We start from the raw sequence: 21800 nt of genomic DNA, 5'->3' as shown, positions 1-21800 counted from the left end.
CTTACTCTTCGCGCAGAAGCTGTTCGACGGCGTCTACCACATCCTGAACGGTACGAACCGATTTGAAGGTTTCCGGCTTGATTTTCTTACCGGTTTTCTTCTGCAGATGAACGATCATGTCCACCGCATCAATGCTGTCCAGCTCCAGGTCTTCATAAAGACGGGCTTCGGGCGTAATGTCCTGCGGGTCGATTTCAAAGAGCCTGGTCAGAAGGCCGCAGACTTCCTGATAAATGGTTTCTTGTTCAGTCATCGTTCACATCTCAGGCGCGTTGAGCGTTGATAAAGGACGCCAGCGTGGCGACGGAAAAGAAGTGCTGGCGCATCTCTTCGCTTTCGGCAGAAAGCACCACGCCATACTGGTTTTTTACCGCCAGACCCAGTTCCAGCGCGTCAATAGAGTCCAGACCCAGCCCATCGCCAAACAGCGCGGCATCGGTATCAATATCCTCTGCGGTAAGCTCGTCCAGATTCAGCGTGGTGATTATGAGATTCTTAATTTCAAGATAAAGCGCTTGCATCATTAATTCCTGACAAAGATTGAAGGCCTGATGTTAATCGATGCTGCAGATGCCGGTTTAACTGCCTTGCCGCCAGCGCCGGTTCTTGTTCATTTGCATCGTAAAATTCGTCGATGTTCACGCGGTCGCGGACATCCACGGTGAAAACAGGTTTTTCTGGCGGTACATCATACCAGCGGCTTTTTTTATCCAGCAGGTGCTCACTGCAGTGGATCAGCACCACCCGCAGATCGCTGTTACAGCGCACGGCGATATTTGCCGCGCCGCGCTGGAGGGAGATAGCCTCGCCAAACCGGGTACGCGTGCCTTCCGGGAAGATTAACAGCGTGTCGCCCTGAGCCAGACGCTGCTGGCTGGCCGCGAGCAGGGGCTCGGCTTCGCTGTTAATCAGGTAATCCGCCGCGCGGATAACGCCGCTGACAAAGGGATTGCGCAGCAGCGCGCTTTTCACCAGGCAGTCGGTTTCGGGCATCACCGACGCCAGAATCACGTAGTCAATTAACGTGGGGTGGTTAGCCACCACCAGACAACCTCGATCGCTGCGCAGCGCGTCAAGATTGTGAATGCGATAGTCCAGTACGCCGAGGCCGCGCGCCACGGTCAGGAAGAAGCGGAAGCTGGCCGCAATGCTGCGACGCGCCAGGCGACGGCGGTTAGCGCGGTCGCGCTGGACGATCAGCAGCAGGTTGAACCAGACCAGCGACAGCAGCAGCCCGCCCACGCCAAACAGCGCGAAGCAGAAGCCGGTCATCACCAGGCGCCATAACCAGTTAATTCGGGCGGCCAGGCGGTTCATGCGCGCGTCCATTGCCACAGCAACCGTTCGCCGGGCACCACAAACTGACGTTCCTCGCCGAGATAGCGCTGCAGGAACATCAGGCTTTGCGGCAGGGCAGGTTCTTCACCCGTGCTGCCGCTGCGGGTTTCACACTGCAATCCGTTGCCGGATTCAATGACCAGCGCCAGCGCGTAGGGCCAGGTGGGCATCTGCGGCGGTAACGCCGGATGGTAAAATTCCGGCAGCGCGCCGTCAAAATCGACCAGCAGGACGCGGGAATAGCCCGCCTGCAGCAGGCTCAGCACTTCACATAAGGCCTGCTGGAAGGTGTCCAGTCCGGCAGAAATGGATGACGAGACGATGGCCTGGCGTGCGGTGATCGTGAGATTACCCACCGCGGAATTGTGCACGGACATCGCGAAGTCGGTGGGGGAAACGGACTGTCCGGTCGCCAGAGCATGCAGAATACGGTAGTTGCGCTCCAGCTCGCCGTGGCGGCTGGAATAGACGACGGCATCAATGGCGTGGTTTTGCAGCATGGCCAGACCAATGTCCACCGCCAGCTTACTGCCCGAATTGAGGCGGCGCGCGGTCATCATGTGTAAAGCGGTCAGGCGGGGAAGCGGGGCCGCTGGGTCAACGGCCGGCTGCAGGCGCGACCACGCCTGCCACTCTGTGGCATCGCTGAGTCCTGGCGCTCTTGCCTGCCAGTCGATAATGTTCAGTGAAAATTTCATCTACGCGCGTCCGCGAAAAAAAACCGTATTCAAAGGGCAGGCTGGGCCACCCGGCAGCTAAGCTGCTCTATTGTTCACGTTTGGTGCATATCAGCAGGGTATGACCGACCCCAAGGTTGTCCAGCCGCTGTTCAACGCTGAAACCTGCGCTCTCCAGGTAGCGATAGAACTTCTCTACGCTGTAAAACCGGCTATTGCCATTCGCCATACAGGTGAAATAGAGCGAGGTGGCATTCAGGCTGAAAGAGGCTGCTTCAAATTTCTGAGCATCCCAGAAAAGCTCCATGATGCACAAACGTGCGCCTGGCTTCATGGCCTCTGCGACGCGCGTCAGCATGGCGACAATCTGATCCGGAGAGAAACAATCCAGGAACTGGCTCATCCACCAGACGTCGGCGTCACCCGGCAATGTTGCTGGGCTAAGCATATCGACAGCATGGAATGCAATACGATGAGAAAAACCTGCTTTTGCGATGTTTTCCTGCGCCAGCGCTATCTGCTGCGGCAGATCGAGGATCGTCACGGCAACATTTTCGTCATAGCGGCAGCAGCGTAACGACCATTTACCCGTATTTCCGCCCACATCGTACAATTTTGTCGGCGAGCTTGCGAATATATATGGCAAAGCAGCATCAAAAGCGGCGTCAGAATAGTAATGATCGAAGGCGAACCAGCTCTCTTTCGCCGGAGCAGGTAATTGGGATAACGCCGGGTAGATGGTTGGCCAGTTGCCAAACACGGCTAATCCGGCCGGTTTTTCCTCCTGCAGGGCATCCGCCAGGTGAAATAGCCCCTGGTAACAAACGTCCTGGGTGAAATCCATATTTACACGGGTCATTTCGTCGTGCAGTAAAAAATGGCCCACTTTCGCCAGAAAATAACGTCCATTCTGTTGGGTAACGATTCGACCGCTTAATCCCATATCCAGCAGTACGCTGACGCCATAGCTGCCGAGCGTGCTGTGTTCCGTTATTTCCTCGAGGCTGGCGCCCTGTTTACCTTGTTTATCGAGCCAGGCGAGAACGCCTGAGTTACGCAGACAAAGCGCAGTCTGGAATAACATCGGGGCAAAGGCGATGCGTTGCGCTTCGGTAATGGCATCCAGTGCGCTGAGTGTGTCCTTTTCGTACATTCCTGCGTAACCTTTGAGGGCAATTAAGAGAGATTATCGGGCCATATGCGGCCCGACTTTAGAAAAATATTACAGCGCGGCGCCCGCGGAGAGGTTCAGCTGAATATCGTGGTCGAGGTTATTCACCCAGCGGTTATAATTTTTGTGAATTTTACCGTCTGCCGCTTTCAGGTTAAGGCTGTTTTCATAGTTGATTGAATAGCTTGTGGCCGTGTACGGAATACTCACCTGGACCGAGTGATCGCGTGACTGCAGACGCCCCTTAATCATTCCCGGGCCCGCTTCCGTCATGATCCAGTCACGTTTTTGGCCTGCTTTCAAAATTGCCGTTTTTACCTGATCGGCAGTATGGCCCGCGCTGACAATAGAGTGAACCTGAGCGATTGGGGCGGTACGCGCACAGCCTGCCAGTGCGCCAACGAATACGGCAGCAGCACACCATTTAACGATCTTTTTCATCAACAACTCCATATCAATATTAACAATTAAGGGTAGTGTTTTTTACAAATAATATCCGTCCGGCTTTCCATTGGCGCCAGGCGTATTTTTAATCAATATTAATGTTTGCATTACGTTGAAGCGAAGACGGGAATAATAACATGGAAAATAAATAACCATTTCAATTTTTATAATTTGCGTTAAATCATGAATTGCGATTGAGCGTAATGCGCACGACGTAAATAAAAACAGGATGAATATCGCCTTAACGCAAATAAAATACCGCGACGGATTAAGGACGCGGTAATTTACGGTGTATTACTGATGGTTTAAACCTACCTGTACAGGTAGGTCGGTTATCCGGGTAATCGGCTTTTCGGCCTCCCCGGTCCGAGCAGGATCGCCAGCTTGCTGCCGCCTTTGGTGGTTTCCATCCAGATTTTACATACGCTAGTCAGGGGAACCGACAGCAGCATACCGACCGGGCCCAGCAGCCATCCCCAAATCAGTAAGGATAAAAATACCACCAGCGTCGACATGCCCAGTCGGTGCCCCATCATGCGCGGCTCAAGAATATTGCCCAGCACCATATGCACGACGAGGAACAGCGCGCCGACCAGCATGCATTCGTAGAAGCCGTTAAACAGAAACGCCTGAATCATCGGCGGCACGGCGGAAAGCACCGCGCCAATATTGGGTACGTAGTTCAGCAGAAAGGCCAGCACGCCCCACATCAGGGCGAACTGCACGTCCATCAGCATCAGCCCCAGCCAGACAATCACCCCGGTCCAGACGCTCAGGAGCGTTTTCAGCGCCAGATATTTGGAGACGCCCTTCAGTGCCCGGTGTAAGCCGGCAATGTGAATTTGTGGGTTGTTCAGCGCAAAGCGCAGCTTATAGGGGACGTGACGAACTTCGAACAGCATAAACACCACCGTCATGACCAGCAGCAGAATGCTGGCCATCGCGCCGGAAAGCCCCGTCATCAAGGTAGTGGCGTAGGTCATGACCTTCTCGGAGTCCATCCTGCGCAGCATCCGTTCGGGCGAAATATGCAGATTAAGGAAGGGGACCATCTCCTGCAGCGCGACAATTTTACGCGTCAGCTCTTTGTTGTACTGCGGCAGCATGGTGGAGAATTCGCTCAGCGATGCCGCCAGCACGCCGAAAAGCGCCGTCAGGGCAATCAGCATCACGATGACGACGATGGTGATGGCTACCGGACGGCTGACGCCCCGGCGTAAAAACCAGGTGACCAGCGGATTTAGCACAATGGCAAAAAAGAGCGCCAGCAGGAGCTGAACAATAATATCGGCGGCAGCATGGATACCCGCAAGGATAACCACCAGACAGGCGAGTTTTAATAAGATGTGGAGTCCAGCTTTGTCGGACGGGTTAGCGATCATGCGTGTTCCTTAATATGATGACCCGATAAGTGTAGTGCCCGGGCTTCGCTTCGTCTGGCACCGTTAATCTGAAAGTCGGGGCTGATTTTCTTATTGCGCCGTGGTAATAGTGAAACACTGTTGTAAAAAATCCAGGTAGAACCCCATGCCCGAACCTGCCGCTGAACCGGCACTGAGCGGACTGCGCCTCAATCTGCGCATCGTTTCCGTTGTGATTTTCAACTTTGCCAGCTATTTGACCATTGGCCTGCCGCTGGCGGTCCTGCCGGGCTATGTCCATGACGTGATGGGCTTCAGCGCCTTCTGGGCGGGGCTGGTGATTAGCCTGCAATATTTCGCCACGCTCCTCAGCCGCCCGCATGCCGGGCGCTACGCGGACACGTTCGGTCCAAAAAGCATCGTGGTGGTGGGACTGTGCGGCTGTTTCCTCAGTGGCCTGAGCTACCTGCTGGCTGCCACCACCGGCCACTGGCCGCTGGTCAGCCTGGCGCTGCTCTGCCTGGGCCGCGTTATTCTTGGCATCGGGCAAAGTCTGGCGGGAACCGGCTCGACGCTGTGGGGCGTGGGGGTGGTAGGCGCGCCGCACATTGGCCGGGTGATCTCCTGGAACGGGATTGTCACCTACGGTGCGATGGCGCTCGGTGCGCCGCTCGGCGTGGCCTGCTATGCGCTGGGCGGGCTATATGGGCTTTCCATCACCATTATGACGGTCGCGCTGCTGGCAATTCTCTTTGCGCTGCCGCGCCCGAAAGTGAAGGCCAGCAAGGGCAAGCCGCTGCCGTTTCGGGCGGTGCTGGGGCGCGTCTGGCCGTACGGCATGGCCCTGGCGCTGGCGACCACCGGCTTCGGCGTGATTGCGACCTTCATTACCCTGTTCTACGACGCCAAAGGTTGGGACGGCGCAGCCTTTGCGTTAACCCTGTTCAGCTGTGCGTTTGTTGGCGCCCGCCTGCTTTTCCCTAACGGCATCAACCGTCTTGGCGGGCTGAATGTGGCGACGATCTGCTTTGCGATAGAGATTATCGGGCTGCTGCTGACCGGAATTGCGATGGTGCCCTGGGTCGCGAAAGTGGGCGTGTTCCTCGCGGGGGCTGGCTTTTCCCTGGTCTTCCCGGCGCTGGGCGTGGTGGCGGTAAAAGCCGTGCCGCAGCAGAATCAGGGGGCGGCGCTGGCGACCTATACGGTGTTTATGGATATGTCTTTAGGGATTACCGGCCCGCTGGCGGGGCTGGTGATGGCCTGGGCAGGAGTTCCGGTGATCTATCTTGCCGCGGCGGGTCTGGTGGTGATTGCGCTGCTGCTGACGTGGCGGCTAAAAAAATGGCCCCCGGTGCAGGCACCGGAGGCCACGTCATCGTCGTGAAGCGTTACTGGATCACGATGGTGTTAATGATGTTTTCAGCAGCCGTCTGCGCTTTCTGCTGATCTTCCGCTGGCAGGGTGATCTGCAGGGTCAGCAGCTTATTATCAACCTTGCCCAGCACCACAGAAGAGTATGCGGTCTGGCCTTTTGCGGAGATGATGCTGTCGAGCTGTTGCAGCGTGTGGCCTTTCAGCTCGATGGATTTATTGGTCACGACCTGCAGCTGCGGATCGCGGCCGCGCTGCTGATCTTCCAGACGTTTGGACAGGACGGCCAGGTCTTCGCTGGTGTCGTCGCCCACAATCACAATGACCGCTTTCTGCCCGGTTGCGTCGGAGTAAACGTGCATGTTGTTCGCCTGGGTGCCCAGCTTGCCGCTCTGATCGGTCATATCGGCTGGCAGAGAGAAGCTGAGTTTGCCATCCATTAGATTCACCGGCTGGCCGGTCGCGTTGCTCTCTGCGGATGCGCCCTGAGCAGGCGTTTTCGTGTCGCTGTTATCACAGGCTGCAAGACCCACAACCAGCAGGCCAATCCCGACATATTTAACCAGATTGCGCATTGACTTCTTCCTTTCGATAAACGGCCATAACGGCTCATTCGCTCATCTTATCACAACTGATAAAGCGAACCCTTAACCAGCCTGCAATGCCGTGATTTCAGATTTATCTGCCAGCCTTTTCAGCAGCATATTGAGCAGCACGCCGTACATCGGCAGGAAGAAAACAATGCTGATGAGGACCTTGAAGCAGTAGTCCACCAGCGCGATTTCCATCCAGTGCTCGGCCATGAACGCATCCGGGCTGCGCCAGAAGGCGATAAAGAAGAAGGCCAGCGTATCGCTCACGTTACCGAACAGCGTGGAGGCGGTTGGCGCCATCCACCAGCGATGGTTCTGACGCAGGCGGTTAAACACGTGCACGTCGAGGATCTGCCCCAGCGCGTAGGCCATAAAGCTTGCGGCGGCGATACGGGCAACAAACAGGTTGAAGTGGGTTAACGCCTCAAAGCCCTGCCAGCTTCCCATATAAAACAGAGACGAAACCACATACGAGATGAACAGCGCCGGGAGCATGACCGAAAAAATAATACGGCGAGCCAGCGGTGCGCCAAAGATACGCACGGTCAAATCCGTCGCGAGGAAAATAAACGGGAAGCTGAATGCGCCCCAGGTGGTGTGAAAACCAAAGATGGAGATCGGGAGCTGCACCAGATAGTTGCTGGAGGTGATCACCAGCAAATGGAAAAGCGAAAGCCAGAACAACGCTTTTACGCGCTGTGATTCAGAAAACGACGTCATATTGTGACCTTTTTATACGTTGGGGTGAGGGAACCCAATAAAAACCGCAGCATGATACTGCTTTGTCAGGACATTGCAATGGTTAGTTTTTACGCAATCGTTAACCTGGTTTGCATTGATCGCAACCGGGCGTAAACTACAGCCGTTTTTACCAGACCGAGAAGACCATGACCGACCTGTTTTCCAGCCCAGACCACACTCTTGATGCCCAGGGCCTTCGCTGCCCGGAACCGGTAATGATGGTACGTAAAACCGTGCGCAACATGCAGACCGGTGAAACGCTGCTGATTATTGCCGACGACCCGGCCACCACCCGCGATATTCCCGGCTTTTGTACCTTCATGGAACATGAGCTGGTGGCACAGCAGACGCAAGCGCTGCCGTACCGGTATCTGATTCGTAAGGGGTAGGCGTGCTGCCTCTGCGGCCTGATGCCCTCACCCCGGCCCTCTCCCACGGGGAGAGGGAGAAAGTCATCCCTTCATCCACGCCCTGATCCCGTCCAGGAACATCTGGGTTGCCATCATCACCAGAATCAGCCCCATCAGGCGCTCCAGCGCGTTCACCCCTTTCTCACCCAGCAGGCGCAGGAACAGCGACGACTGCAGCAGGATGATAAACGTCCCGCCCCAGGCGATCAGCAGGGCAATGACCAGATGGCTCATCTGGTTCGGATACTGATGCGACAGCAGCATCAGCGTGGCCAGAATGGTCGGCCCTGCGACGAGGGGGATCGCCAGCGGCACGATAAACGGCTCTTCACCCGCAGGCAGGCCGCTGCTGCTGCCTTCCGCGCTCGGGAAAATCATCTTAATGGCAATCAGGAACAGAATAATCCCGCCGGAAATCGACACGGTTTCGGCGCGGAGGTTCAGGAACGCGAGAATTTTTTCACCCGCAAACAGGAAGATAAACATCACCAGCAGGGCGATGAGCAGCTCGCGGATCATGATCGCCCGGCGGCGCTTCGGCTCGGTGTGCTTCAGCACCGACATGAAGATCGGCAGGTTACCCAGTGGATCCATTATCAGAATCAATAAAACCGCTGCGGAAATGATTTCACTCATGTAACTTATCCCTGAAGTTCTCTAAGGTTATTATGATAATTAGCTGTATTTCTGATTGCCGGGCAATCATCGATTAATTTCGCTTGCGACTTTGGCAGCATTTTGTAATGTGAAGCATATCCCAGTTCAATACTGGCTTGCACAATCAGCACACACCCTCAGCAGGAAAAAAATGCTATGAAAAACGTTGGTTTTATCGGCTGGCGCGGTATGGTCGGCTCTGTACTCATGCAACGCATGGTTGAAGAGCGCGATTTCGACGCTATCCGCCCGGTCTTCTTCTCCACTTCCCAGCTCGGCCAGGCTGCTCCGTCCTTTGGTGGTACCACAGGCACGTTGCAGGATGCTTACGATCTGGAAGCGCTGAAGGCACTCGACATTATTGTGACGTGCCAGGGCGGCGATTATACCAACGAAATCTATCCAAAGCTGCGTGAAAGCGGCTGGCAGGGCTACTGGATTGACGCGGCTTCTTCGCTGCGCATGAAAGACGATGCCATCATTATTCTTGACCCGGTGAACCAGGGCGTCATCACCGACGGCCTGAACAACGGCGTGAAAACCTTTGTTGGCGGTAACTGCACCGTCAGCCTGATGCTGATGTCCCTCGGCGGCCTGTTCGCGCAGGATTTGGTGGAGTGGGTCTCCGTGGCGACCTACCAGGCGGCGTCCGGCGGCGGCGCGCGTCATATGCGCGAGCTGCTGACCCAGATGGGCCAGCTGCACCAAAGCGTCGCGACCGAGCTGGCAAACCCGGCGTCCGCGATCCTCGATATTGAACGTAAAGTGACTCAGCTGACCCGCAGCGGCGAACTGCCGGTGGATAACTTCGGCGTACCGCTTGCCGGTGGTCTGATCCCATGGATCGACAAACAGCTGGATAACGGCCAGACCCGCGAAGAGTGGAAGGGCCAGGCTGAGACCAACAAAATCCTTAACACCGCGAACACCATTCCGGTTGACGGTCTGTGCGTGCGTATCGGTGCGCTGCGCTGCCACAGCCAGGCCTTCACCATTAAACTGAAAAAAGATGTGTCTATTCCGACCGTGGAAGAGCTGCTGGCCGCGCACAACCCGTGGGCGAAAGTGGTGCCAAACGATCGCGATATCACCATGCGCGAGCTGACCCCGGCTGCCGTTACCGGCACGCTGACCACGCCGGTTGGCCGTCTTCGCAAGCTGAACATGGGGCCGGAGTATCTCTCCGCGTTCACCGTCGGCGACCAGCTCCTGTGGGGCGCCGCCGAGCCGCTGCGCCGCATGCTGCGCCAGCTGGCGTAATAATTTGTTAACTACCGGGGGGTGATTTTCACCCCCTTTTTTTGCGTACTACATGGAGTAACACGCGTATGTCTTATTTTTTATCAGGAGTCATCTAGAGCGTTGGCTATGCTTTAAGGAAGAGTCATTTCTTACCTGAGGTTCGAACGGAGCAGAATGGATGCACATTTTTGTGCTGTCCCGTTCAGGTCACATTAAAAGTCGTCCCGGAGCGCTTAAAAAGGACGACATAAAAAACAGGATGAATACCATGTCCGATCGTGTGGATAGAGACGTGATTAATGCGCTTATTGCGGGTCATTTTGCTGACCCCTTTTCTGTGCTTGGGATGCATCAAACTGAGGATGGCCTTGAAGTTAGGGCACTGTTACCGGATGCCACAGAAGTCTGGGTGATTGAACCCAAAACCGGCCGCAAGGTCGGTAATCTTGAATGCCTCGATTCCCGTGGCTTCTTCTCGGGCGTGATGCCCCGCCGTAAAAACCCTTTTCGCTATCAGCTCGCCGTTCTCTGGCACGGTCAGCAAAACCTGATTGACGATCCTTACAGCTTTGGCCCTCTGCTTAAAGAGATGGATGCCTGGCTGCTCTCCGAAGGAACGCATCTTCGCCCTTATGAAACCCTGGGTGCCCACGCCGATACCATGGACGGCATTACCGGCACGCGGTTCTCCGTGTGGGCGCCTAACGCCCAGCGCGTCTCCGTTGTCGGCCAGTTCAACTACTGGGACGGTCGCCGCCATCCGATGCGTCTGCGCCGGGAAAGCGGCATCTGGGAGCTGTTTATCCCCGGAGCGCACCCCGGGCAGCTTTATAAATTCGAAATGATTGACGCTCACGGCAAGCTGCGCATTAAAGCCGACCCGTATGCCTTCGAAGCGCAGATGCGCCCGGATACCGCGTCGCTGATTTGCGGCCTGCCGGAGAAGGTCGTCCAGACGGAGGAGCGTAAACAGGCCAACCGCTTTGATGCGCCCATCTCCGTCTATGAGGTACACCTTGGCTCCTGGCGTCGCCACACCGATAACAACTTCTGGCTCAGCTACCGGGAGCTTGCCGACCAGCTGGTGCCGTACGCCAAATGGATGGGCTTTACCCACCTTGAGCTGCTGCCGGTCAACGAGCACCCGTTCGACGGCAGCTGGGGCTATCAGCCTACCGGGCTGTATGCGCCAACGCGCCGCTTCGGCACGCGCGATGACTTCCGCTATTTCATTGATGCCGCGCACGCCGCCGGGCTGAACGTCATCCTCGATTGGGTGCCGGGCCATTTCCCGTCGGATGACTTTGCGCTGGCAGAGTTTGACGGCACGAAGCTGTTCGAGCACAGCGACCCGCGCGAAGGCTATCACCAGGACTGGAACACGCTGATCTACAACTACGGTCGCCGTGAGGTTGCAAACTATCTGGTCGGGAATGCCCTGTACTGGATCGAGCGGTTTGGCATTGACGCCCTGCGCGTCGATGCGGTGGCGTCGATGATCTACCGCGACTACAGCCGCAAAGAGGGCGAGTGGATCCCGAACGAGTTTGGCGGCCGTGAAAACCTGGAAGCGATTGAATTCCTGCGCAATACCAACCGCATTATCGGCGAACAGGTGGACGGTGCCGTGACCATGGCGGAAGAGTCGACCGACTTTGCAGGCGTCTCCCGTCCGCCGTCATCAGGCGGCCTGGGGTTCTGGTATAAGTGGAACCTGGGCTGGATGCACGACACGCTCGACTACATGAAGCTGGATCCGGTTCACCGCAAGTATCATCACGATAAGCTGACGTTCGGGATGCTCTACAACTACACCGAAAACTTCATGCTGCCGCTGTCGCACGATGAAGTGGTGCACGGCAAAAAATCGATTCTCGACCGCATGCCGGGCGACGCGTGGCAGAAATTTGCCAACCTGCGCGCCTACTACGGCTGGATGTTTGCCTTCCCGGGCAAAAAACTGCTGTTTATGGGCAATGAGTTCGCCCAGGGCCGCGAGTGGAACCACGACGCCAGCCTCGACTGGCACCTGCTGGAAGGCGGCGACAACTGGCACCACGGGGTGCAGCGTCTGGTGCGCGACCTGAACCTGACCTACCGCCACCACAAAGCGCTGCACGAGCTCGACTTCGATCCGTACGGCTTTGAGTGGCTGGTTGTGGACGACCACGAGCGCTCGGTGTTTGTCTTTGTGCGTCGTGACAAGGCGGGTAACGAAATCATCGTCGCCAGCAACTTCACGCCGGTGCCGCGGGAACACTACCGCTTCGGCATTAACCAGCCGGGCAAATGGCGCGAGATCCTGAATACCGACTCCATGCACTACCACGGCAGCAACGCCGGTAACGGCGGGCTGGTACAGAGCGACGCCATCGAAAGCCACGGGCGACCCAACTCCCTGAGCCTGACGCTGCCGCCGCTTGGCACCATCTGGCTGATGCGGGAGGGCGAATGACGCAGCTTACGGCAGGTAAACCCGAACCGCTCGGCGCGCGTTTTGACGGAAAGGGTGTCAATTTCACCCTCTTTTCCGCTCACGCTGAGCGGGTAGAACTGTGCGTGTTTGATGGGGAAGGTAACGAGCACCGTTACGATTTACCCGCGCGCACGGGGGATACCTGGCACGGCTACCTGGCCGGGGGACGGCCAGGCATGCACTACGGCTTTCGCGTTCACGGCCCGTGGGAGCCAGCGCAGGGGCACTGGTTTAACCCGGCGAAGCTGTTAATTGACCCGTGCGCGCACCGCGTGGACGGCGAATTTATAGACGACCCGCTGTTCCACGTGGGCTACGGCGAGCCCGACCACCGCGACAGCGCGCCCGTCGCGCCAAAAAGCGTGGTGGTAAACGATCTTTATGACTGGGAAGACGATGCCCCGCCGCAGACGCCGTGGGGCAATACCGTCATTTATGAAGCCCACGTCAAAGGGCTGACGTACCTGCACCCGTCGATCCCCAAAGAGATGCGCGGCACCTATAAGGCGCTCGGGCATCCCACCATGATCGCCTACCTGAAACACCTCGGCATCACCGCTCTGGAACTGCTTCCCGTTGCGCATTTTGCCAGCGAGCCGCGTCTGCAGCGGCTGGGGCTCAGCAACTACTGGGGCTACAACCCGCTGGCGATGTTCGCGCTCGAACCGCGCTATGCCGTCCATCCGGAAAAGGCGCGGGACGAGTTCCGCGATGCGGTGAAGGCGCTCCACGCGGCGGGGATCGAGGTCATTCTGGACGTGGTGCTGAACCACAGCACCGAAAGCGATCTCGACGGTCCGACGCTCTCCATGCGCGGAATTGATAACCGTAGCTATTATTGGATCAGGCAGGATGGCGATTATGAGAACTGGACCGGCTGCGGTAACACGCTCAACCTCAGCCATCCGGCGGTCACGCATTTTGCGTATGAATGCCTGAAATACTGGGTGGAGACGTTCCACGTCGACGGTTTTCGTTTCGACCTGGCGCCCGTGATGGGGCGTACGCCAGCGTTCAGCCAGCAGGCTCCGCTGTTTGAGGCGATAAAAAATTGTCCGGTGCTCTCGCAGGTGAAGCTCATTGCCGAGCCGTGGGACATCGGCGAAGGCGGTTATCAGGTCGGGAATTTCCCGCCGCTGTTTGCCGAGTGGAACGATCACTACCGCGACGCCGTACGACGCTTCTGGCTGGAACGCAATCTGTCGCTGGGGGAATTTGCCGGACGCTTTGCCGCGTCGAGCGATCTCTTTAAGCGCGACGGCAAACGCCCGTCGGCCACCGTCAATCTGTTGACGGCGCACGACGGTTTTACGCTCAGGGACTGCGTTTGTTTCAATCAGAAACACAATGAGGCAAACGGCGAAGAGAATCGCGATGGTACTAACAATAACCATAGCTTTAATCATGGTATAGAAGGGTTAGGCGGAAGCCTGGACGTCATCGAGCGGCGACGCGCCAGCGTTCACGCGCTGCTGACAACGCTTTTATTGTCGCAGGGCACGCCGATGCTGCTGGCAGGCGATGAACACGGCCATAGCCAGCACGGTAACAACAATGCGTATTGCCAGGACAACACCTTAACCTGGCTCGACTGGGGTGAAGCCAACAGCGGGCTGATTCATTTTACCGCTGCGCTGATCCATCTTCGCCAGCAGATCCCCGCGCTGACCGCCGACCGCTGGTGGGAAGAGGGTGACGGCAACGTTCGCTGGCTGAATAAAGACGCGCAACCGTTAAGCGCGCAAGAGTGGCAACACGGCGTACCACGCCTGCAAATCCTGCTCTCGGATAAGTGGCTGATCACGCTGAACGCGACGGATGACGTCGCAGAGATTGTTTTACCTGAAGGGGAATGGCGAGCTGTTCCCCCCTTTGCCGGAGCGGATAATCCGGTAGTAATGGCTGTCTGGCACGGGCCTGCGCACGGAGTGTGCGTATTCCAAAGATGATAAAAAAGGAGTTAGTCATGGTTAGATTAGAGAAGAACGATCCCTTAATGTTGGCACGCCAGCTACCATTAAAAACGGTTGCCCTGATACTTGCGGGTGGGCGTGGTACCCGTCTGAAAGATTTGACCATCAAGCGCGCCAAACCGGCTGTTCACTTTGGTGGTAAGTTCCGCATCATCGACTTTGCGCTCTCCAACTGCCTTAACTCGGGCATTCGCCGTATCGGCGTCATTACGCAGTATCAGTCGCACACGCTGGTTCAGCATATCCAGCGCGGCTGGTCATTCTTCAGCGAAGAGATGAACGAGTTTGTCGATCTCCTTCCTGCTCAGCAGCGCGTCCACGGCGAGAACTGGTACCGCGGCACGGCGGATGCGGTGACGCAGAACCTCGACATCATTCGTCGCTACAGCGCGGAATACATCGTGATCCTCGCCGGGGACCACATCTACAAGCAAGATTACTCCCACATGCTCATCGACCACGTCGAAAAAGGGGCGCGCTGCACCGTGGCGTGTCTGCCTGTGCCCGTTGCTGAAGCGACGGCCTTTGGCGTCATGCACGTGGATGCGGACGACAAAATTATCGACTTTGTTGAAAAGCCGGCGAACCCGCCAACTATGCCCGGCGATGACACCAAATCGCTCGCCAGCATGGGGATTTATGTCTTTGATGCAGATTATCTTTATGAGCTGCTGGAAGAAGACGACAAAGACGAAAACTCCAGCCACGACTTCGGTAAAGACATCATTCCGAAAATCACGAAAGCTGGCATGGCGTATGCACATCCTTTCCCGCTGTCCTGCGTGCAGTCCGACCCGAATGCGGAACCCTACTGGCGCGATGTGGGAACCCTGGAAGCGTACTGGAAAGCGAACCTCGACCTGGCGTCGGTCACGCCTGAGCTGGATATGTACGACCAGAACTGGCCGATTCGTACCCATATGGAGTCGCTGCCGCCGGCCAAATTTGTTCAGGACCGCTCCGGCAGCCACGGCATGACGCTGAACTCGCTGGTGTCCGGCGGGTGCATTATTTCAGGCTCGGTGGTGGTGCAGTCGGTGCTGTTCCCCCGCGTGCGGATAAATTCATTCTGTAATATCGATTCGGCAGTCTTACTGCCTGATGTCTGGGTAGGGCGCTCGTGCCGTCTGCGCCGCTGCGTTATCGATCGTGCCTGCGTCATTCCAGAAGGGATGGTGATTGGTGAAAACGCGGAAGAAGACGCGCGTCGTTTCTATCGTTCGGAAGAGGGGATCGTGTTAGTCACACGGGAAATGTTGCGGAAGCTGCAGATCAAACAGGAGCGATGATGCAGGTTTTACATGTATGTTCTGAGATGTTCCCGTTATTAAAAACGGGCGGTCTGGCAGATGTTCTGGGTGCATTACCGGCAGCGCAAATCGCCGGAGGCGTGGATACCCGAGTCCTGCTGCCCGCCTTTCCGGATATCCGGCGCGGTATACCTGATGCAAAAGTGGTGACCCGCCGTGAGACCTTTGCCGGACGCATTACCCTGCTGTTTGGACATTACAATGGCGTAGGGATTTACCTGATCGACGCGCCGCACTTATACGATCGACCGGGCAGCCCGTATCACGATACGAACCTGTTCGCCTATACCGACAACGTGCTGCGCTTTGCGCTGCTCGGCTGGGTTGGAGCAGAAATGGCGACGGGGTTGGATCCGTTCTGGCGTCCGGATGTGGTGCACGCGCACGACTGGCACGCCGGGCTTGCCCCGGCGTATCTCGCCGCGCGCGGCCACCCGGCGAAATCGGTCTTTACCGTGCATAACCTGGCGTATCAGGGGATGTACTATGCCCATCACATGAGTGAAATCGATCTGCCATTATCGTTCTATAACATGCACGGACTGGAATTTAACGGGCAGATCTCGTTCCTCAAAGCCGGGCTCTATTACGCCGATCATATTACCGCCGTGAGCCCAACCTACGCACGTGAGATCACCCAGCCGGAGTTTGGCTACGGCATGGAAGGGTTGCTGCAACAGCGCCACCGCGAAGGTCGCCTGTCGGGCATTCTGAACGGCGTGGATGAACAGATCTGGAGCCCGGAAACCGATCTCCTGCTGGCGGCGCGCTACGGCCGTGATTCCGTGGAAGATAAAGCGGAAAACAAACGCCAGCTGCAGATTGCAATGGGCCTGAAGGTTAACGACAAAGTGCCGCTGTTCGCGGTGGTCAGCCGCCTGACCAGCCAGAAAGGGCTGGATCTGGTGCTGGAGGCGCTGCCCGGTTTACTGGAGCAGGGCGGACAGCTGGCGCTGCTCGGCGCGGGCGACCCGGTGCTGCAGGAAGGTTTCCTTGCCGCCGCCGCGGAACATCCGGGACAGGTGGGCGTGCAGATTGGCTACCACGAAGCGTTCTCGCACCGCATCATGGGCGGCGCGGACGTCATCCTGGTGCCGAGCCGTTTCGAACCCTGCGGCCTGACGCAGCTTTACGGCCTGAAATACGGCACGCTGCCGCTGGTGCGCCGCACGGGCGGACTGGCGGATACCGTATCCGATAGCTCTCTGGAAAACCTGGCGGACGGTATCGCCAGCGGGTTTGTCTTTGAGGACAGTAATGCCTGGTCGCTGCTTCGGGCGATTCGGCGTGCTTTCGTCTTGTGGTCCCGTCCATCGCTCTGGCGTTACGTTCAGCGTCAGGCGATGTCCATGGACTTTAGCTGGCACGTCGCGGCGCAGTCATACCGCGATCTCTATCAACGCTTGATGTAACGAGGCGAAGTTACTGATATGAACGCTCCATTTAGCTACTCTTCACCCACGCTCAGCGTTGAGGCGTTAAAGCACTCCATCGCCTACAAGCTGATGTTCACCATCGGGAAAGATCCGGTTATCGCCAACAAGCACGAGTGGCTGAACGCCACCCTGTTTGCGGTGCGTGACCGTTTAGTGGAACGCTGGCTGCGCTCAAACCGCGCCCAGCTCTCGCAGGAAACGCGTCAGGTTTACTACCTGTCGATGGAATTTTTGATTGGCCGCACGCTGTCCAACGCGCTGCTGTCGCTCGGTATTTATGACGACGTCAAAACCGCCCTGGAAGAGATGGGGTTAGATTTAGAAGAGCTGATAGACGAAGAGAACGACCCGGGCCTCGGCAACGGCGGTCTGGGGCGTCTCGCCGCCTGCTTCCTCGACTCGCTGGCGACGCTGGCGCTGCCGGGCCGCGGCTACGGTATTCGCTACGACTACGGCATGTTCAAGCAGAACATCGTCGACGGGCGTCAGAAAGAGTCCCCGGACTACTGGCTGGAGTACGGCAACCCGTGGGAGTTTAAGCGCCACAATACGCGCTACAAGGTGCGCTTTGGCGGACGTATTCAGCAGGAAGGGAAAAAATCCCGCTGGGTAGAAACGGAAGAGATCCTGGCCGTGGCCTACGACCAGATTATCCCCGGCTACGACACCGATGCCACCAACACGCTGCGCCTGTGGAGCGCCCAGGCCAGTAGCGAAATTAACCTCGGTAAATTCAACCAGGGTGACTACTTTGCGGCGGTGGAAGACAAAAACCACTCCGAGAACGTGTCCCGCGTGCTGTACCCGGATGACTCGACCTACTCCGGCCGCGAGCTGCGCCTGCGCCAGGAGTATTTCCTCGTCTCCTCGACGATTCAGGATATCCTCAGCCGCCATCATCAGCTGCACAAAACCTACGCCAACCTGGCGGAGAAAACCGCGATCCACCTTAACGACACCCACCCGGTGCTCTCTATTCCGGAGCTAATGCGCCTGCTGATCGACGAGCATAAGTTCAGCTGGGATGACGCGTTTGAAGTGACCTGTCAGGTATTCTCATACACCAACCACACGCTGATGAGCGAAGCGCTGGAAACGTGGCCGGTGGACATGCTCGGCAAAATTCTGCCGCGCCATCTGCAGATTATCTTTGAGATCAACGACTACTTCCTTAAGACCCTGCAGGAGCAGTACCCGAACGATACCGGGCTGCTGAGCCGCGCTTCCATCATTGATGAGTCGAACGGGCGCCGCGTGCGTATGGCCTGGCTGGCGGTCGTCATCAGCCACAAGGTCAACGGCGTGTCCGAGCTCCACTCGAACCTGATGGTGCAGTCGCTTTTTGCAGACTTCGCGAAAATCTTCCCGACGCGGTTCTGCAACGTGACTAACGGCGTCACGCCGCGCCGCTGGCTGGCGCTGGCCAACCAGCCGCTCTCTGAGGTGCTGGACGAGAATATCGGCCGTACCTGGCGTACCGACTTGAGCCAGCTGAGCGAGCTGGAACAGCATATTGATTTCCCGACGGTGAACAAAGCCGTGCGCGAAGCCAAGCTGCTGAACAAAAAGCGTCTGGCGGTCTGGCTGGCGATGCACCTCAACGTGGTGGCAAACCCGAAAGCGCTGTTCGACGTTCAGATCAAACGCATCCACGAATACAAGCGTCAGCTGATGAACGTGCTGCACGTGATCACCCATTACAACCGCATTAAGGCCGATCCAACGGCCGAATGGGTGCCGCGCGTGAAGATCTTCGCCGGTAAGGCGGCTTCCGCCTACTACATGGCGAAGCACATTATTCATCTCATTAACGACGTGGCGAAGGTGGTCAACCAGGATCCGGACATTGGCGACAAGCTGAAGGTGGTGTTCATTCCGAACTACAGCGTGAGCCTGGCGCAGATGATCATCCCGGCGGCGGATCTCTCTGAGCAGATTTCTACGGCGGGTACGGAAGCCTCCGGCACCAGTAACATGAAGTTTGCCCTCAACGGCGCGCTGACCATCGGTACGCTTGACGGGGCGAACGTCGAGATGCTGGAGCACGTGGGCGAAGAAAATATCTTCATCTTCGGTAACACGACGGAAGAGGTGGAGGCGCTGCGCAGGAAAGGCTACTCGCCGCGTCAATATTACGAAGAGGATGAAGAGTTACGTCAGGTGTTGACGCAGATCGCGACCGGCGTGTTTAGCCCGGATGAACCGAGCCGCTATCGCGATCTGGTGGATTCGCTGATTAACTTTGGCGATCACTACCAGGTGCTGGCGGATTATCGCAGCTACGTGGATTGTCAGGACAGGGTGGACGAACTGTATCGTCAGCAGGAGAAGTGGACCAGTGTCGCGATGCATAACATCGCCAATATGGGGTATTTCTCGTCTGACAGGACCATCAAGGAGTATGCCGAGACGATCTGGCATATTGATCCGGTGAGGTTGTAAAAGCAAAACGGCAACCCCGGTTGCCGTTTTTAGCGTTTGTTCCCTCTTGCTGTGGGAGAGGGGCAGGGTGAGGGCATCAGCCCGCACCGATCGTATTACGACGCCAGCGACAGCTCACGCTTCCCCGCATTTTGCAGTAACCACTGCGCCACGCGAGACTGCTGCTCGGCGTTGAGCCACATCCCTTCTTTGGTACGACGCCAGATAGCATCATCCAGACGACGAACCCACTCGTGCTCAACCAGGTAGCGCAGCTCGGCTTCGTACAGCTCGTGGCCGAAATGCTCGCCCAGATCCGCAATGTCCTTCGCGTCGGCCAGGAACAGTTCGGTATTGCTGCCGTAGGTGCGGGCATAGTGGCGCGCCATCCCTTCGGTGATGAACGGGAAGCGACGGCGCAGCTTCGCGGCGTAATCATCGCGATTGTCGCCGATATCACCCCCGGGCAGTACCGCGCCTTTGGTCCATGCCGGGCCAATGCCTTTATAGTACGGCGCCAGTTTTTCCAGCGCGTGCTCGGCCAGCTTGCGGTAGGTGGTCAGCTTGCCGCCAAACACGGACAGCAGCGGCGCCTGGCCGTCAACGTCATGAATATCGAGCGTATAGTCGCGGGTAATCGCCTGCGGTGAATCAGACTCGTCATCGCACAGCGGACGCACGCCGGAGTAGGTCCAGACCACGTCGTCGCGCGACAGCTGTTTCTTAAAGTGCGCGTTATACACGTTGAGCAGGTAGCTCACTTCGCTCTCGTCAATCTCGACGTTCTTCGGATCGCCTTTGTACTCCACGTCGGTGGTGCCGATGATCGAGAATTCGTCCATCCACGGGATCACAAACACGATGCGCTTGTCTTCGTTCTGCAGAATGTAGGCCTGCTTCTGGGTATGCACGCGCGGCACCACAATGTGGCTGCCCTTGATCAGGCGAATGCCGTACGGCGAAGGCAGATGCATGCCGTCGTCGAAGAACTGCTTCACCCACGGACCGGTAGCGTTCACCAGTCCGCGCGCTTTCCAGCTGAATTTCTCGCCGGTATCGATGTCTTCCGCTTCCACAATCCACAGGCCGTTTTCACGACGGGCAGAGGTCGCGCGGGTGCGGGTTTTCACCTCGCCGCCTTTCTTCTCAACCATCTGGGCATTCGCCAGCACCAGACGCGCATCGTCCACCCAGCAGTCGGAATATTCGAAACCGCGCACGATTTCAGGCTTAAGGACCGATTCTGAGCCAAAACGCAAACCTTTCGAACCCGGGAGGCTGGTGCGTTTACCCAGATGATCGTACATAAACAGACCGATTCGGATCATCCACGCCGGACGCAGATGCGGGCGATGGGGCAGGCGGAAGCGCATCGGAATCGCCAGATGCGGCGCCATTTTCAGCAGCACTTCACGTTCGGCCAGTGCTTCACTGACCAGGCGGAATTCGTAGTGTTCCAGGTAGCGCAGGCCACCGTGAATCAGTTTGGAGCTGGCGGACGACGTCGCGCAGGCGAGATCGTTAGCTTCCAGCATCAGTACGGATAAACCGCGTCCTGCGGCGTCGACCGCAATACCGGCACCGTTGATGCCACCGCCTATCACAATCAGATCTTTGGTTTCCATAACACCCTCATGCACTTTCGTTAAAGCTCATAAATGTTCGATATCGCTCATAATAGCAAAGGAACGCGCTTTTGGTAACATCAAAAAAACAATTTAGAGTGATATGGATAACATAATGGCGTTTACCCGCCGCCAGGACGTACACTACGGGGTAAAATCTTGTCGTTGACCACTGTAAAGAGAACACCATGGATCAGTTTGAATGTATTAACGTAGAAGAAGCCCACCAGAAGATGCACCAGGGAAAAGCGGTGCTGGTGGACATCCGCGATCCGCAGAGTTTTGCGATGGGCCACACGCCGGGCGCGTTCCATCTCACCAACGACACGCTGGGCGCGTTTATGCGCGATAACGACTTCGAGACGCCGGTCATGGTCATGTGCTACCACGGCAACAGCAGCAAAGGCGCGGCGCAGTATCTGCTTCAGCAGGGCTACGACGCGGTGTACAGCGTCGACGGCGGCTTCGATGCCTGGCATCGTCATTTCCCGGCAGAAGTGGAATACGCTTTTGAGCGCTGATCCCGCTATACTGTCCCCTTTTGTGTGGAAATA

At 57.1% G+C, this 21800-nt stretch carries 20 protein-coding genes; 9 read left to right on the top strand and 11 right to left on the bottom strand.

What is annotated here, in order from left to right; genetic code table 11:
- Window position 1 precedes the first annotated feature (1 nt).
- The 7 genes from F0320_RS20215 to F0320_RS20185 all read right to left on the bottom strand — a co-directional run bounded on the left by F0320_RS20215 (window position 2) and on the right by F0320_RS20185 (window position 5012).
- Window positions 2-253, bottom strand: a complete 252-nt coding sequence (locus F0320_RS20215; protein WP_008503082.1) for an acyl carrier protein — start codon at window positions 251-253, stop codon at window positions 2-4.
- Window positions 254-263: 10 nt separating this feature from the next.
- Window positions 264-521 (bottom strand): phosphopantetheine-binding protein, encoded by a 258-nt coding sequence (locus tag F0320_RS20210; RefSeq protein ID WP_008503081.1) that lies wholly within the window; start codon window positions 519-521, stop codon window positions 264-266.
- Complete coding sequence (locus tag F0320_RS20205) at window positions 502-1317, bottom strand: lysophospholipid acyltransferase family protein (protein ID WP_047652905.1); 816 nt, start codon at window positions 1315-1317, stop codon at window positions 502-504. Before F0320_RS20205 ends, F0320_RS20210 begins: the two co-directional genes overlap by 20 nt.
- Window positions 1314-2036 (bottom strand): beta-ketoacyl synthase chain length factor, encoded by a 723-nt coding sequence (locus tag F0320_RS20200; RefSeq protein ID WP_126330608.1) that lies wholly within the window; start codon window positions 2034-2036, stop codon window positions 1314-1316. The genes F0320_RS20205 and F0320_RS20200 overlap by 4 nt, the downstream gene beginning before the upstream one ends.
- Window positions 2037-2103: 67 nt before the next feature.
- The gene (locus F0320_RS20195; RefSeq protein WP_126330610.1) at window positions 2104-3168 is read right to left on the bottom strand and encodes a methyltransferase; all 1065 of its coding nucleotides are present in this window, start codon (window positions 3166-3168) and stop codon (window positions 2104-2106) included.
- A 69-nt stretch (window positions 3169-3237) separates the two neighbouring features.
- Window positions 3238-3627 carry a hypothetical protein gene (locus F0320_RS20190; RefSeq protein ID WP_126330612.1) on the bottom strand — a complete coding sequence of 130 codons (390 nt, stop codon included), beginning with the start codon at window positions 3625-3627 and terminating at the stop codon, window positions 3238-3240.
- Window positions 3628-3962: 335 nt separating this feature from the next.
- Complete coding sequence (locus tag F0320_RS20185; protein ID WP_045909021.1) at window positions 3963-5012, bottom strand: AI-2E family transporter; 1050 nt, start codon at window positions 5010-5012, stop codon at window positions 3963-3965.
- Window positions 5013-5157: 145 nt separating this feature from the next.
- Between F0320_RS20185 and F0320_RS20180 the strand changes: the two genes are divergently transcribed.
- Window positions 5158-6375, top strand: a complete 1218-nt coding sequence (locus tag F0320_RS20180; protein ID WP_126330614.1) for an MFS transporter — start codon at window positions 5158-5160, stop codon at window positions 6373-6375.
- 4 nt (window positions 6376-6379) lie between these two features.
- Here the strand turns inward: F0320_RS20180 and F0320_RS20175 are convergent, their stop codons facing one another.
- On the bottom strand, window positions 6380-6937 hold the full coding sequence (locus F0320_RS20175; RefSeq protein WP_023309515.1) for a DcrB family lipoprotein: 558 nt from the start codon (window positions 6935-6937) through the stop codon (window positions 6380-6382).
- A 72-nt stretch (window positions 6938-7009) separates the two neighbouring features.
- Entirely contained in the window at window positions 7010-7675 is a 666-nt protein-coding gene (locus F0320_RS20170) for a 7-cyano-7-deazaguanine/7-aminomethyl-7-deazaguanine transporter (protein ID WP_023309514.1), read from the bottom strand.
- A 167-nt stretch (window positions 7676-7842) separates the two neighbouring features.
- On the opposite strand from F0320_RS20170, the gene tusA reads away from it, so the two are divergent.
- Complete coding sequence (tusA, locus tag F0320_RS20165) at window positions 7843-8085, top strand: sulfurtransferase TusA (RefSeq protein ID WP_126330616.1); 243 nt, start codon at window positions 7843-7845, stop codon at window positions 8083-8085.
- Between the two features lie 63 nt (window positions 8086-8148).
- On the opposite strand, the gene yhgN is transcribed toward tusA, so the two are convergent.
- The gene (yhgN, locus tag F0320_RS20160) at window positions 8149-8742 is read right to left on the bottom strand and encodes an NAAT family transporter YhgN (protein ID WP_003861574.1); all 594 of its coding nucleotides are present in this window, start codon (window positions 8740-8742) and stop codon (window positions 8149-8151) included.
- Between the two features lie 177 nt (window positions 8743-8919).
- Between yhgN and asd the strand changes: the two genes are divergently transcribed.
- From asd to glgP, 6 genes are all read left to right on the top strand, one after another.
- Window positions 8920-10023, top strand: a complete 1104-nt coding sequence (asd, locus tag F0320_RS20155) for an aspartate-semialdehyde dehydrogenase (protein WP_024908885.1) — start codon at window positions 8920-8922, stop codon at window positions 10021-10023.
- A gap of 250 nt (window positions 10024-10273) precedes the next feature.
- Window positions 10274-12460, top strand: coding sequence for a 1,4-alpha-glucan branching enzyme (gene glgB / locus F0320_RS20150; protein WP_126330618.1), 2187 nt, complete (start codon window positions 10274-10276; stop codon window positions 12458-12460).
- The gene (glgX, locus tag F0320_RS20145; RefSeq protein WP_126330620.1) at window positions 12457-14430 is read left to right on the top strand and encodes a glycogen debranching protein GlgX; all 1974 of its coding nucleotides are present in this window, start codon (window positions 12457-12459) and stop codon (window positions 14428-14430) included. The genes glgB and glgX overlap by 4 nt, the downstream gene beginning before the upstream one ends.
- Window positions 14431-14447: 17 nt before the next feature.
- Window positions 14448-15743: a glucose-1-phosphate adenylyltransferase gene (gene glgC / locus F0320_RS20140; RefSeq protein WP_023333724.1), complete on the top strand. Its 1296-nt coding sequence runs from the start codon at window positions 14448-14450 to the stop codon at window positions 15741-15743.
- Complete coding sequence (gene glgA, locus F0320_RS20135) at window positions 15743-17176, top strand: glycogen synthase GlgA (RefSeq protein ID WP_023309509.1); 1434 nt, start codon at window positions 15743-15745, stop codon at window positions 17174-17176. Before glgC ends, glgA begins: the two co-directional genes overlap by 1 nt.
- A gap of 18 nt (window positions 17177-17194) precedes the next feature.
- Window positions 17195-19642 (top strand): glycogen phosphorylase, encoded by a 2448-nt coding sequence (gene glgP / locus F0320_RS20130; protein ID WP_047652897.1) that lies wholly within the window; start codon window positions 17195-17197, stop codon window positions 19640-19642.
- Window positions 19643-19737: 95 nt separating this feature from the next.
- Here the strand turns inward: glgP and glpD are convergent, their stop codons facing one another.
- Complete coding sequence (gene glpD, locus F0320_RS20125; protein WP_126330623.1) at window positions 19738-21246, bottom strand: glycerol-3-phosphate dehydrogenase; 1509 nt, start codon at window positions 21244-21246, stop codon at window positions 19738-19740.
- 188 nt (window positions 21247-21434) lie between these two features.
- Between glpD and glpE the strand changes: the two genes are divergently transcribed.
- Window positions 21435-21767 (top strand): thiosulfate sulfurtransferase GlpE, encoded by a 333-nt coding sequence (gene glpE / locus F0320_RS20120; protein WP_006177908.1) that lies wholly within the window; start codon window positions 21435-21437, stop codon window positions 21765-21767.
- The last annotated feature ends 33 nt before the right edge of the window (window positions 21768-21800 follow it).

Source organism: Enterobacter dykesii (assembly GCF_008364625.2).
GTDB lineage: Bacteria > Pseudomonadota > Gammaproteobacteria > Enterobacterales > Enterobacteriaceae > Enterobacter > Enterobacter dykesii.
Note: the sequence above shows the minus strand (reverse complement) of the source record. Positions and strands in the feature narration are given on the sequence as shown.

Excerpts from the sequence above, each read along its gene's own strand:
- F0320_RS20175 (WP_023309515.1), bottom strand. The coding sequence starts at position 6,937 with ATGCGCAATCTGGTTAAATATGTCGGGATTGGCCTGCTGGTTGTGGGT.
- yhgN (WP_003861574.1), bottom strand. The coding sequence starts at position 8,742 with ATGAGTGAAATCATTTCCGCAGCGGTTTTATTGATTCTGATAATGGAT.
- F0320_RS20215 (WP_008503082.1), bottom strand. The coding sequence starts at position 253 with ATGACTGAACAAGAAACCATTTATCAGGAAGTCTGCGGCCTTCTGACC.
- glgB (WP_126330618.1), top strand. The coding sequence starts at position 10,274 with ATGTCCGATCGTGTGGATAGAGACGTGATTAATGCGCTTATTGCGGGT.
- F0320_RS20190 (WP_126330612.1), bottom strand. The coding sequence starts at position 3,627 with ATGAAAAAGATCGTTAAATGGTGTGCTGCTGCCGTATTCGTTGGCGCA.
- F0320_RS20210 (WP_008503081.1), bottom strand. The coding sequence starts at position 521 with ATGCAAGCGCTTTATCTTGAAATTAAGAATCTCATAATCACCACGCTG.
- F0320_RS20170 (WP_023309514.1), bottom strand. The coding sequence starts at position 7,675 with ATGACGTCGTTTTCTGAATCACAGCGCGTAAAAGCGTTGTTCTGGCTT.
- F0320_RS20200 (WP_126330608.1), bottom strand. The coding sequence starts at position 2,036 with ATGAAATTTTCACTGAACATTATCGACTGGCAGGCAAGAGCGCCAGGA.
- F0320_RS20185 (WP_045909021.1), bottom strand. The coding sequence starts at position 5,012 with ATGATCGCTAACCCGTCCGACAAAGCTGGACTCCACATCTTATTAAAA.
- glgC (WP_023333724.1), top strand. The coding sequence starts at position 14,448 with ATGGTTAGATTAGAGAAGAACGATCCCTTAATGTTGGCACGCCAGCTA.
- glgA (WP_023309509.1), top strand. The coding sequence starts at position 15,743 with ATGCAGGTTTTACATGTATGTTCTGAGATGTTCCCGTTATTAAAAACG.
- F0320_RS20195 (WP_126330610.1), bottom strand. The coding sequence starts at position 3,168 with ATGTACGAAAAGGACACACTCAGCGCACTGGATGCCATTACCGAAGCG.
- F0320_RS20205 (WP_047652905.1), bottom strand. The coding sequence starts at position 1,317 with ATGAACCGCCTGGCCGCCCGAATTAACTGGTTATGGCGCCTGGTGATG.
- tusA (WP_126330616.1), top strand. The coding sequence starts at position 7,843 with ATGACCGACCTGTTTTCCAGCCCAGACCACACTCTTGATGCCCAGGGC.
- F0320_RS20180 (WP_126330614.1), top strand. The coding sequence starts at position 5,158 with ATGCCCGAACCTGCCGCTGAACCGGCACTGAGCGGACTGCGCCTCAAT.
- glpD (WP_126330623.1), bottom strand. The coding sequence starts at position 21,246 with ATGGAAACCAAAGATCTGATTGTGATAGGCGGTGGCATCAACGGTGCC.
- glpE (WP_006177908.1), top strand. The coding sequence starts at position 21,435 with ATGGATCAGTTTGAATGTATTAACGTAGAAGAAGCCCACCAGAAGATG.
- asd (WP_024908885.1), top strand. The coding sequence starts at position 8,920 with ATGAAAAACGTTGGTTTTATCGGCTGGCGCGGTATGGTCGGCTCTGTA.
- glgX (WP_126330620.1), top strand. The coding sequence starts at position 12,457 with ATGACGCAGCTTACGGCAGGTAAACCCGAACCGCTCGGCGCGCGTTTT.
- glgP (WP_047652897.1), top strand. The coding sequence starts at position 17,195 with ATGAACGCTCCATTTAGCTACTCTTCACCCACGCTCAGCGTTGAGGCG.